General features: G+C 71.0%; 8 protein-coding genes and 1 tRNA gene. 2 read left to right on the top strand and 7 right to left on the bottom strand.

The annotated features are described in order from the left end of the window. Together WD341_RS13400 and WD341_RS13395 are read right to left on the bottom strand one after the other, a co-directional pair. Positions 1-75: transfer RNA gene (locus WD341_RS13400), tRNA-Thr, on the bottom strand. Between the two features lie 51 nt (positions 76-126). After that, positions 127-381 carry a SemiSWEET transporter gene (locus WD341_RS13395; RefSeq protein ID WP_368425968.1) on the bottom strand — a complete coding sequence of 85 codons (255 nt, stop codon included), beginning with the start codon at positions 379-381 and terminating at the stop codon, positions 127-129. 160 nt (positions 382-541) lie between these two features. Between WD341_RS13395 and WD341_RS13390 the strand changes: the two genes are divergently transcribed. Beyond that, positions 542-2041, top strand: coding sequence for an aldehyde dehydrogenase (locus tag WD341_RS13390; RefSeq protein WP_368425967.1), 1500 nt, complete (start codon positions 542-544; stop codon positions 2039-2041). Positions 2042-2127: 86 nt separating this feature from the next. Further along, positions 2128-3390 (top strand): MFS transporter, encoded by a 1263-nt coding sequence (locus tag WD341_RS13385; RefSeq protein ID WP_368425966.1) that lies wholly within the window; start codon positions 2128-2130, stop codon positions 3388-3390. On the opposite strand, the gene WD341_RS13380 is transcribed toward WD341_RS13385, so the two are convergent. The 5 genes from WD341_RS13380 to aguB all read right to left on the bottom strand — a co-directional run bounded on the left by WD341_RS13380 (position 3365) and on the right by aguB (position 10416). Beyond that, positions 3365-4261, bottom strand: coding sequence for a hypothetical protein (locus tag WD341_RS13380; protein WP_368425965.1), 897 nt, complete (start codon positions 4259-4261; stop codon positions 3365-3367). The two genes, WD341_RS13385 and WD341_RS13380, sit on opposite strands and share 26 nt — an antisense overlap. 81 nt (positions 4262-4342) lie before the next feature. Beyond that, positions 4343-5536 (bottom strand): osmoprotectant NAGGN system M42 family peptidase, encoded by a 1194-nt coding sequence (locus WD341_RS13375; RefSeq protein ID WP_368425964.1) that lies wholly within the window; start codon positions 5534-5536, stop codon positions 4343-4345. Positions 5537-5622: 86 nt separating this feature from the next. Then, positions 5623-7314: an N-acetylglutaminylglutamine synthetase gene (gene ngg / locus WD341_RS13370; RefSeq protein WP_368425963.1), complete on the bottom strand. Its 1692-nt coding sequence runs from the start codon at positions 7312-7314 to the stop codon at positions 5623-5625. A 76-nt stretch (positions 7315-7390) separates the two neighbouring features. After that, on the bottom strand, positions 7391-9175 hold the full coding sequence (locus tag WD341_RS13365; RefSeq protein WP_368425962.1) for an N-acetylglutaminylglutamine amidotransferase: 1785 nt from the start codon (positions 9173-9175) through the stop codon (positions 7391-7393). Between the two features lie 347 nt (positions 9176-9522). Next, on the bottom strand, positions 9523-10416 hold the full coding sequence (aguB, locus tag WD341_RS13360; protein ID WP_368425961.1) for an N-carbamoylputrescine amidase: 894 nt from the start codon (positions 10414-10416) through the stop codon (positions 9523-9525). Between the last annotated feature and the right edge of the window lie 287 nt (positions 10417-10703).

Raw genomic sequence — 10703 nt, 5'->3', positions numbered from 1 at the left:
TGGTGCCGGGTGAGGGATTTGAACCCCCGACCTTCGGTTTACAAAACCGCTGCACTACCCCTGTGCTAACCCGGCGCGCCTGGCGGCGTCGCCTGACGATAGGCAGGCGCCCGCGGCCCTGCAAGCCTAGCCGTGGCGCAGCTTCAGCAGCAGGATCGAGCCGGCGAGCAGCAGGGTGACGCCGTTGGCGGCGATCAGCGGCAGGTCGCCGAGCAGCAGGCCGTAGGCGAGCCACAGCGCGACGCCCGTGACCAGCACCAGGAACATCGAGAGCGAGATGTCGCGCGTCGAGCGCGTGCGCCAGGCCTTGAGCGCCTGCGGCAGAAAGGCCAGCGTCGTGCAGGCGCCGGCGGCGAGGCCGATCAGGGTCGTCAGGTCCATGGGCGGAAGTCCGGCAGTTCGGCGCGCGGGGCGTGGCGGGGGCAGAGATAGGGCCGTCGCCAAACCTTGACAAGCCGGCGCTTGCGGGCGTCCCGTGGCGACCTATATCGTCGCCCGATCCCCGTGCAAGAGCGCGCCCTTTTCTGGAACGAGGCCCGTCATGTCCGCCGCGCTGTCCCTCGACGCCATCCGCAACCAGGCCGCCGGCCTGAACTTCCGCAACCAGGCGTTCATCGGCGGGCGCTACGTCGGCGCGGCCGACGGCCGGACCTTCGACTGCATCAGCCCGGTCGACGGGCGGGTGCTGACGAAGATCGCGCGCTGCGGCAAGGAGGACGTCGACCGGGCCGTCAAGGCGGCGCGCGTCGCCTTCGACGACGGCCGCTGGTCGGGCCTGGCGCCGGCCCAGCGCAAGCGCACGATGCTGCGCTTCGCCGAGCGGATCGAGGCCAACGCCACCGAGCTGGCGCTGCTCGAGACCCTCGACATGGGCAAGCCGATCGGGGATTCGACGCGCATCGACGTGCCGGCGACGGTCAACGTGATCCGCTGGTACGCCGAGGCGATCGACAAGGTCTACGACGAGGTCGCGCCGACCGCCGGCAACGTGGTGGCGATGATCCGGCGCGAGCCGATGGGCGTGGTCGCGGCGATCGTGCCCTGGAACTTCCCGATGATCATGGCGGCCTGGAAGATCGGCCCGGCGCTGGCGACCGGCAACAGCCTGATCGTCAAGCCGGCCGAGCAGTCCTCCCTGACCGCGATCCGCCTCGCCGAGCTGGCGCTCGAGGCCGGCATCCCCGAGGGCGTGTTCCAGGTCGTGCCGGGCTTCGGGCCGGAGGCCGGCGAGGCGCTCGGCCGCCACATGGACGTCGACGGCATCGCCTTCACCGGCTCCGGCGAGGTCGGCAAGCTGCTGCTGCGCATGTCGGGCGAGAGCAACATGAAGCGCGTCGCGCTGGAGTGCGGCGGCAAGACCCCGCACATCGTGCTGGCCGACACCCACGACCTCGACGCCGCGGCGACGGCCGCCGCCTGGGGCATCTTCTTCAACCAGGGCGAGGTCTGCAATGCCGGCTCGCGCCTGCTCGTCGAGCGCTCGATCAAGGACCAGCTGCTCGAGAAGGTGATCGAGGTCGGCCGCAGCATGAAGTTCGGCGATCCCCTCGACCCGGCGACCCAGATGGGCGCGATCGTCGACCAGGACCAGCTCGAGAAGGTGCTGTCCTACATCGGCCTGGGCAGCGAGGAGGGCGCCAAGCTGCTGCTCGGCGGCCAGCGCGCGCGCGCCGACAGCGGCGGCTTCTACATCGAGCCGACGATCTTCGACGGTGTCGAGAACCGGATGCGCATCGCCCAGGAGGAGATCTTCGGGCCGGTGCTCTCGGTGCTGACCTTCGACGACCTCGAGGAGGCGGTGAAGATCGGCAACGACACGATCTACGGCCTGGCCGCGGCGATCTGGACCCGCGACATCAACAAGGCCATGACCGCCGCCAAGAAGCTGCGCGCCGGCTCGGTCTGGGTCAACTGCTTCGACGGCGGCGACATCACCACGCCCTTCGGCGGCTACAAGCAGTCCGGCTTCGGGCGCGACAAGTCGCTGCACGCGCTCGACAAGTACTCCGAGCTCAAGACGATCTGGATCGAGCTGCACTGAGGCAGCCCGCCTGACTTTCCGGCGCCGACGTCGGCGCCGCCCGCCGCCGACGCCCGATCCCACCTCCGACCAGGGGAGCGGCCGAAATGCTGTTCGTGCTGCTGTCCGGCATCGCCTTCATGATCATGGGCCACGGCCTGCAGACCTCGCTGCTCGGCGTGCGCGCGGGCTTCGAGGGCTTTCCCGACTTCGCCATCGGCCTGGTCCAGTCGGCCTTCTACGTCGGCTTCGTCTTCGGCACGCTGTCGGGTCCCTGGTTCGTGCGCCGGGTCGGCCACATCCGCACCTTCGCCGCCTTCGCCTCGGTCGCCTCCATCGCGACCGTGCTGCACGCCATCGCCGTCGACCCCTGGTCGTGGGTCGGGCTGCGCGTGCTGACCGGCGCCGCCCTGGCCGGCACCTTCATGGTCTCGGAGGCGTGGTTGAACGCGATCGCGACGACCGCCAGCCGCGGTCGCATCCTGTCGCTCTACACCCTGGTCAGCCTGGTCGCCTACGGCGGCAGCCAACTGTTCTTGACCGTGGCGCGGCCGGAATCCTTCGAGCTCTTCGTGCTGGTCTCGATCCTGATCTCGGCCTCGCTGATCCCGCTGTCGGTCAGCAAGATCGAGAACCCGCCGACGCTCACGGTCGAGCGCATGGGCCTCGATCGGCTCTACCGGATCTCGCCGCTCGGTGCCGTCGGCGCCTTCGTCGCCGGCCTGGTCATCGCCGGCTTCTACGGCCTGGGCGCCGTCTACGCGCAGCGCCAGGGCCTGAACGAGGAGCAGGTCGCGCTCTTCATGACCGTCTCGATCCTGGGCGCCGCGGTGATCCAGTGGCCGATCGGCGCCCTCTCCGACTGGCTCGACCGGCGCAGCGTGACCGCCGCGACCTGCCTCGGCGCCGCCGCTGCCGCCTTCGCGCTCGCCCACGTCGCGAGCGGCAGCCTGCAGTCGCTCCTGATCGCCGGCTTCCTGTTCGGCGGCCTGACCGGCCCGATCTACGCGCTCTGCGTCGCCCACGCCAACGACTACATCGACAGCAGCGACACGGTCGGCGCGGCCAGCAGCCTGCTCACGCTCTACGGCATCGGCGCCGCCGCCGGACCCTTCGTCGGCGGCTTCGTCATGGGGCGCTTCGGCCCGGACCGGCTGTTCGACTTCCTGGGCGGCGCCTGCGCGGCGATCTTCGGCTTCGTGCTCTGGCGCATGAGTCGCCGCCAGTCGCTGCCGAACGCCGAGCAGGGTGCCTTCGTCGCGGTCGCCTCGACGGCGGCGACGCCGGTCGCCAGCGAGCTCGACCCGCGCGCCGACGAGGAGGCGGCGCCGGCCCCGGAAGAGGCTACGCCGGGCAGTAGCTCAGGGTGATCTGCCAGGGCGTCGGCGTTCCGAGCGCCGGGCGGACCCGGAAATCGTAGCCGTCGAAGGTGAGGCGCCGGGCCAGCTGCGCGCCGTGCCGCAGCTCCTCCGGGCGATCCCGGTCGACCAGCAGGTGCAGGCCGGGCTCGCCGAGCTCAGGGTCGCGGTCCGCCAGGGCGCCGCCGAGCGGCAGCAGCCGGATGCGGCCATGGCCGCGGTCGTTCTTGCGCAGGCTGTCGAGCAGGCGGTCGACCTCGCCTTCGAGATAGGGGTCGCGCCCCTCCAGGGTATGCGGGCAGACCAGAAGGTCGTAGTCCCAGCCTTCGGGGCGGCCGGGCTCGACCAGGCCGAAACGCAGCCTCTCGGCCGCGCCGGCCGGCAGCGGGTCGGCCTCCTCGTCCGGCGCCGCGATGGCCGCGGCGGCGGCCTTGGCGGCCAGGGGGTCGTCGGCCTCGTCGCGCAGCATGCCCAGCATCTGGCTGCGGAAGGCGCTCTCGGGCAGGGCGGCCAGGTAGCCGATCAGGGCGCGCTGCCGGGCCGCGTCGCGCCGGGCGATGGCGTCGAGGGCGATCTGCAGAACGCCGAGCGCGAACGCCTCGGACTCCTGCTCCTCCGGCAGCTCCGCGCGTGCCGGGCTGCGGTCCTCGGCGGGCGGGGGCGAGGGCGTGATGCCGGCGGCCGCTGCGTCCTGGCGGTCGGCCAGGTCGGTCGCCAGGTTCGTGAGCTGGGCCTGCTGGGCGACGAGGGTGGCGTTGAGCAGCTCCTGCCGCTCGGACAGCCGCTGCTGCTGCAGCGCCAGCCACAGGAAGAGGCCGACGGCCAGCGCGACGAGCGCCGCGACGGTCAGGATCCGCGGGAGACGGCGTCTGTTCGGGTCCATGAAGCGTCCATCCTGGCCGGCTGCAACAGGGGTGGCACAGGCGCCACTCTAGCGCGCCCGGCGAGCCCCCTGCAGCCGCCTCTACTCGGCGGCGTGCTCCGGACGCTGGAAGGCGTGGAAGTCCGCCTCCTCCTCCGGCTGATGCGTGAAGCCGCGGGCCGGGCCGAGCTGCTGGGTGTCGCGCTCGACGGCCGGGAAGGACTGCATGTAGGCGGTCAGCAGCTTGGCGAGCCCCTCGAGCGACGACAGATGGGTGCGCTCGTAGCCGTGGGTTGCGTCGGTGCCGAAGCAGATCACCGCCGTGCGGATGTCGTTGCCGGCCTCCAGGGCCGCCGCGGCGTCGCAGCTGTAGTAGCGGAAGACGTCGCGCACGTGGGCGATCTCGTTCTCCCGGGCCAGGCTCACCAGCAGCCGGTTGAGGTGCCAGTCGAAGGGCCCGGTGGAGTCCTTCATGCCGATCGTCACGCTGGTCTCGATCGACTCCTGGCCCGGCGCCTGCGGCGCGGTGTCGATGGCGACCAGCTCGGCGACGTCCTGGTGGAGCACGCCCGAGGCGCCGACGCCGACCTCCTCGGAGATGGTGAACAGCGGGTGGCAGTCGACCGGCAAATGCACGCCGCCCTCGACGATCGCCTTGATCGCCGTCAGCAGGGTCGCGACGCCGGCCTTGTCGTCCAGGTGGCGGCTCTTGACGAAGCCGGAGTCGGTGATCGTCGCGTTGGTGTCGATGCCGACGAAGTCGCCGACCGCGATGCCCATCCGCTCCAGGCCGGCACGGTCGTAGACCAGCTCGTCGACGCGCAGCTCGACGTTGTCCCAGGTGACCGGCTGGCTGTCGACCTCGCTGTCGAAGGTGTGGCCCGATGCCTTGAGCGGCAGGATCGTGCCGCTGCGCGAGCCGAGCTCGGTCAGCACCGTCACCTCCGCGCCCTCGGCGAAGCGCGGCGACCAGGTGCCGATCGGCGTGACCGACAGCCGGCCGTTCGGCTTCAGGGCGGTGACCATGGCGCCGATCGTGTCCAGGTGCGCGACCACGGCCCGGTCGGGCGCGCGGCGGCTGCCCTGCAGGCTGGCGCGGATCGCGCCGCGCCGGGTCAGCTCGTGCTCGACGCCGAGCGCGGTCAGCTCCTCGCAGACGACGTGGACCACCTGGTCGGTATAGCCGGTCGGGCTGTGGTGCTGGAGCAGGCGCAGCATGACGCGCTTGAGGTAGTCGAGGTCGATCGACAGCGCCTTCGGCAGCGGTCGCGCGCTGGTCGCGTTCTGTGTGGACATGGCCCCTCCTTCGGGCGACTGTTCGTCGGGCGCCGGCCCGGCGGGCGCCGAGCCGGCCGGCTCGCGCTCGGCTCTCCCTGCGACGCTCAGGCTGCGGTCTGGGGGAACAGCAGGTCGACGAAGCGCTCCGCGGTCGGCGCCGGCTCGTGGTTGGCGAGGCCCGGGCGCTCGTTGGCCTCGACGATAGCGTATTTCGGCTGCTCTGCCGAGGGCACCAGGAAATCCAGGCCGACGACGGGGATGCCGAGTGCCCGTGCCGCCTCCTCGGCGGCCGAGCGCAGGCTCGGGTGCAGCCGGTCGGTGACGTCGTGGATCGTGCCGCCGGTGTGCAGGTTGGCGGTCTTGCGCACCGCCAGGGTCCGGCCTTCCTCGAGCACGTCGTCCAGGCTGTGGCGCACGGACTCGACGCAGCGCCGCGTCTCGGCGTCGATCGGAATCCGGCTCTCGCCGCCGGTCGCCGCGGCGCGCCGGCGCGACTGCGACTCGATCAGCTCGCGGATCGTGTGGCGCCCGGTGCCGGTGACCTCGGCCGGCCGGCGGATCGCCGCCGCCACGACCTTGTAGTCGATGACGATGATGCGCAGGTCCTCGCCGGTCACGTACTCCTCCAGCAGCACCTGTTCGCTGTAGCGCTTGGCCTCCTCGATCGCCCGCTCGACCTCGTCGATGGTGGTGAGGTCGACGAAGACGCCGCGACCCTGCTCGCCGCGCAGCGGCTTGACCACGAGGCGCCGGTGCTCCTCCAGGAAGGCCAGGTTCTCCTCCTGCGTTCCGGCGCGCCGCTGCGTCGGAACCTTGAGCCCGGCGGCGGTGAGCAGGCGGGAGGTCACCGCCTTGTCGTCGCAGCGGCTCATGGCGACGGCGTTGGTCAGCTCGCTCAGCGCCTCGCGGCAGACGATCGAGCGGCCGCCGTGGATCAGGCGGAAGAAGCCGCCTTCGGCGTCCAGCACCTCGACGTGGATGCCGCGGCGCCGCGCCTCGTCCACGATGATCTGGGCATAGGGATTGAGGCGGGCGATGTCCGGTTGCTCGGGACCGGCGAAGAGCGTCTCGTTGATCTGGTTGCGGGTCTTCATGGCGAAGACCGGCAGACGCTTGAAGCCGAGCTTCTCGTAGAGCGCGATCGCCTGGCTGTTGTCGTAGAGCACGGAGAGGTCGAGCTGGCGCCGGCCGCGCGCGGCGAAGCGCTGCGCCAGGTCGCGCACCAGGGCCTCGCCGATGCCGGGATAGGGAGCCTGCGGATCGACCACCAGGCACCACAGGCTGGCGCCCTGCTCGGGATCGCCGAAGGTCTCGACGTGGTCGATGCCGGTGATGGTACCGATCACCTCGCCGCTACCGGCATCGCGGGCGACCAGGTGCAGGAAGCGCGGGTCGCTCCGCTTGTTCAGGAGGAAGCCGTCGGGCAGGCGCACCATGCCCGCCTTGGCATAGCAGCGGCCGACGCCCTCGGCGTCCGACTCGCTCTCCAGCGGCGCGACGGTGTAGCGCGGAGGCAAGGAGCCCGGCACCAGCCGCGAAAGGTCCAGGCGGAAGGCGTGGGAGGGGTCGAGGAAAACCTGCTGCGGCGCCAGGGACTGGACCACGTGCGGCTCGGCCACATAGAAGGCGATGTCGCGGCAGCCCTCGCGCTCGCGAAGCAGCGCCTCGAGGAGCCTGCCGTTGTCGTCGAAGGTCTGGCCGAACAGCAGGCGGCCCCAGCCGCAGTCCAGCGCGACCTCCTGCTTCACGGCGCCGGCCTCGGCCGAGAGTCCGGCTTCGGATGCTGTGGCGAACATGATGGATCTCTCCTCCGTCGCTCGCGCCCTCCCGCCGGGCCACAGGAATCCCGGGCGGGCCGTGGCGCCCCGGCGCTCAAAAGCCGTGGACCTGCAGCCAGCTCTCCAGCAGGGCGACCTGCCAGAGCTTGGAGCCGCCGAGCGGCGTGATGTGGTCGCTCGGCGCCTGCAGCAGGCGCTCGACGTAGTCGCGGCGGAACAGTCCGCGCTCGCGCGAGCGGGCGCTGTCCAGGGTGTCGCGCACGCGGTCGAGCACCGGCCCGTCGAGGTACTTGAGCGCCGGTACCGGGAAATAGCCCTTCGGCCGGTCGATGACGCCAGCGGGGACGACCTTGCGGGCCGCCTGCTTGAGCACGTGCTTGCCGTCGCCGGCGACCTTGTGCTCGGCCGGGATCCGCGCGGCCAGCTCGACCAGCTCGTGGTCGAGGAAGGGGACCCGGGCCTCCAGGCCCCAGGCCATGGTCATGTTGTCGACCCGCTTCACGGGGTCGTCGGTCAACATCACCGTGGTGTCGAGGTGCAGCGCCTTGTCGACCGGACGGGCGCCGTTCAGCGCTTCGAAGTGGCGGCGCACGAAGGCCCGGCTGTGGTCCTCGCCCAGGTAGGCGTCCTCGACCGCGGCGGCGTAGTCGGCGTGGTCGCGGTCGGCGAAGACGCGGGCGTAGGCCTCGGCGGCCTCGGCGTCGGTCGCCTCGAGCAGCGGCGGGTACCAGTGGTAGCCGGCGAAGATCTCGTCGGCGCCCTGGCCCGACTGCACGACCCGGACATGCTTCGAGACCTCCTCGCTCAGCAGGTAGAAGCCGATGTTGTCGTGGCTGACCATCGGCTCCGACATGGCGCGGATGCAGTCGTCGAGGTTCGGCAGCAGGCGCTCGCGGCTGTCGACGCGGATGCGCGTGTGGTCGGTGGCGAAGCGCTCGGCGATCAGGTCGGAGTACTTGAACTCGTCGCCGGCCTCGCCGCCGGCGCTCTCGAAGCCGACCGAGAAGGTCTTCAGGCCGGTCTGCCCGGCCTCGCTCAGGAGGCCGACGACCAGGCTGGAATCGACGCCGCCCGACAGCAGGACGCCGACCGGCGTGTCCGCGACCAGGCGCCGGCGCACCGAGGCGCGCAGGCTCTCGAGCACGCGCTCGACCCACTCGTCCTCGCCCCGCGTGAGGTCGGCCTCCTCGCGCGGGCCCATGGTCAGCTGCCAGTAACGGCGCTGCTCCATGCGGCCGTCCGGCAGAACGGTCAGGGTGTGGCCCGGGGGCAGCTTGCGCACGCCCTTGAGGATCGTGTGCGGCGGCGGCACGACGGCGTGGAACGACATGTAGTGGTGCAGGGCGACCGGGTCGATCGAGCGGTCGACCGCCTCGCCGCGCGCGACGGCCGGCAGCGACGAGCCGAAGCGCAGGCCGCCCGGAACTTCTGCCAGATAGAGCGGCTTGATGCCGAGGCGGTCGCGGGCCAGGAACAGCTTGCCGCTGTCGCGCTCCCAGAGCGCGAAGGCGAACATGCCGTTGAAGCGCTCGACGCAGGCCTCGCCCCACTGCCGGTAGGCCTTGAGGATGACCTCCGTGTCGCCGTGGGAGAAGAAGCGGTGGCCCTTGGCCTCGAGTTCGGCGCGCAGCTCCGGGTAGTTGTAGATCGCGCCGTTGTAGACGATGCCGAGACCCAGCTCGGCGTCGATCATCGGCTGCTGCGCCGCCTCCGAGTGGTCGATGATCTTGAGGCGGCGGTGGCCGACCGCCAGGGCGTTCTGCACGAACAGCCCCTCGGAATCGGGGCCGCGGGTCTGCATGGCGCGCGCCATTTCCTGAACCAGCGCCGCCGAGGCCGGACGGCCGTCGAAGCGGATCTCACCGACGATTCCGCACATCGCGTCCTGTCATCCCCTGTACCGGTTGGTGCCGCACCGGTTGGTGCCGCAAGCCGAAGCTCAAGCGTGGCAAAGGCTACCCGGCCCCGCCCGGACCGGGTCATGGAGAAACTCCGCGGCCCCGGCAGTCGAGGTCGCGTGCCCACAAGATATGGGAGGATGACGCTGAGGTGTCAACCAACCCTAGCTGAAACGCCGGTTTTGGGCAGCCGGTTCCGGCGGCCCGAAAGTTCGTCGTGGATATGGAAGAAATACTGAAACGCCCATCGCGATTACTTGGTTTCGGAGACCGCGACGGTGGTGACCCTGCTCTGCGACAGTGGCCTCAAGTACCTCTCGACCGACCTCTACCGCGAGCCGGCGCCGGGTGCGTCAGTCTCGCCGTCGAGCGTCAGCAGCGGCCGGTAGAGGTCGGGCCGGCGGTCGCGGAAGAAGCCCCAGGAGGCGCGGCGCGCGCGAATCCGCTCCAGGTCGACGGTGGCGAGCAGGACCTCCTGGCGGTCGTTCGAGGCCTCGGCCAGCTTGGCACCGAGCTCGTCGGCGATGAATGAGCCGCCGTAGAAGGTCATGGTCGCCGCCTCGTTGGGCTCGCTGCCGACGCGGTTGGAGGCGACCAGCGGCAGCATGTTGGCGGCGGCGTGGCCCTGCATGGTGCGCTGCCAGTGGCCGATGGAATCGATGGTCGGGTCCTGCGGCTCGATGCCGATGGCGGTCGGGTAGAATAGGACCTCGGCGCCCATCAGCGCCATGGCGCGGGCGCACTCGGGGAACCACTGGTCCCAGCAGATGCCGACGCCCAGGCGGCCGAAACGGGTGTCCCAGACCCGGAAGCCGGTGTCGCCGGGATTGAAGTAGTACTTCTCCTGGTAGCCGGGGCCGTCGGGGATGTGGCTCTTGCGGTAGAGGCCGAGCACCCGGCCGTCGGCGTCGGCGATGGCGATCGAGTTGTAGTGGGCGTTGTTGGCGCGCTCGAAGAAGGAGATCGGCAGCACGACGCCGAGCTCCTTCGCCAGCTCGGCGAAGCGGGCCACGACCGGATGCCCCTCGAAGGGCCGGGCGAGGGCGAAGAGCGCCTCCTTCTGGTCCGGGCAGAAATAGGGCGTCTCGAACAGCTCCTGCAGCAGGACCACGTTCGCGCCGCGGCCCGCCGCCTCGCGCACCAGCGCCTCGGCGCGCGCCAAGTTTGCCTCGGTATCCCAGTCGCAGGGCATCTGGGTCGTTGCGAGGGTGATCGAGGTCATGAGGCGAGGCTCCCTGGGTTACCGCTCAACCATTGGGGCGGCACGGGCGGCGGTCAAGCCGAGGTGCTTGCCGAGCCCGGCTGCGCGCCGGCAAATCCGCTTGCTTTCGCCGGCCGCTCGGCTACCGTCCCGCGCCATGAGCGAGAGCCGCCAGACCCGTCAGCTGCGACGTCGCGTCCCCTAGGGGCGCGCGGGCCACTCGCTTTTCCCGTTCAGGAGAGCCAGCACCTGCCGCCGAGGAAGGCCGGCGGCATGGCTTCTTGCGCGTTCGTTCCTCTTCGGCGGCC

The organism is Tistlia sp., from assembly GCF_040905785.1.
Lineage (GTDB): Bacteria > Pseudomonadota > Alphaproteobacteria > Kiloniellales > DSM-21159 > Tistlia.
This window is presented reverse-complemented; position numbering and strand designations above follow the sequence as displayed.

What these genes read in the sequence shown, in the direction of transcription:
- WD341_RS13395 (WP_368425968.1), bottom strand. Translation starts at nt 381, where the DNA reads ATGGACCTGACGACCCTGATCGGCCTCGCCGCCGGCGCCTGCACGACG.
- WD341_RS13390 (WP_368425967.1), top strand. Translation starts at nt 542, where the DNA reads ATGTCCGCCGCGCTGTCCCTCGACGCCATCCGCAACCAGGCCGCCGGC.
- WD341_RS13385 (WP_368425966.1), top strand. Translation starts at nt 2,128, where the DNA reads ATGCTGTTCGTGCTGCTGTCCGGCATCGCCTTCATGATCATGGGCCAC.
- WD341_RS13380 (WP_368425965.1), bottom strand. Translation starts at nt 4,261, where the DNA reads ATGGACCCGAACAGACGCCGTCTCCCGCGGATCCTGACCGTCGCGGCG.
- WD341_RS13375 (WP_368425964.1), bottom strand. Translation starts at nt 5,536, where the DNA reads ATGTCCACACAGAACGCGACCAGCGCGCGACCGCTGCCGAAGGCGCTG.
- ngg (WP_368425963.1), bottom strand. Translation starts at nt 7,314, where the DNA reads ATGTTCGCCACAGCATCCGAAGCCGGACTCTCGGCCGAGGCCGGCGCC.
- WD341_RS13365 (WP_368425962.1), bottom strand. Translation starts at nt 9,175, where the DNA reads ATGTGCGGAATCGTCGGTGAGATCCGCTTCGACGGCCGTCCGGCCTCG.
- aguB (WP_368425961.1), bottom strand. Translation starts at nt 10,416, where the DNA reads ATGACCTCGATCACCCTCGCAACGACCCAGATGCCCTGCGACTGGGAT.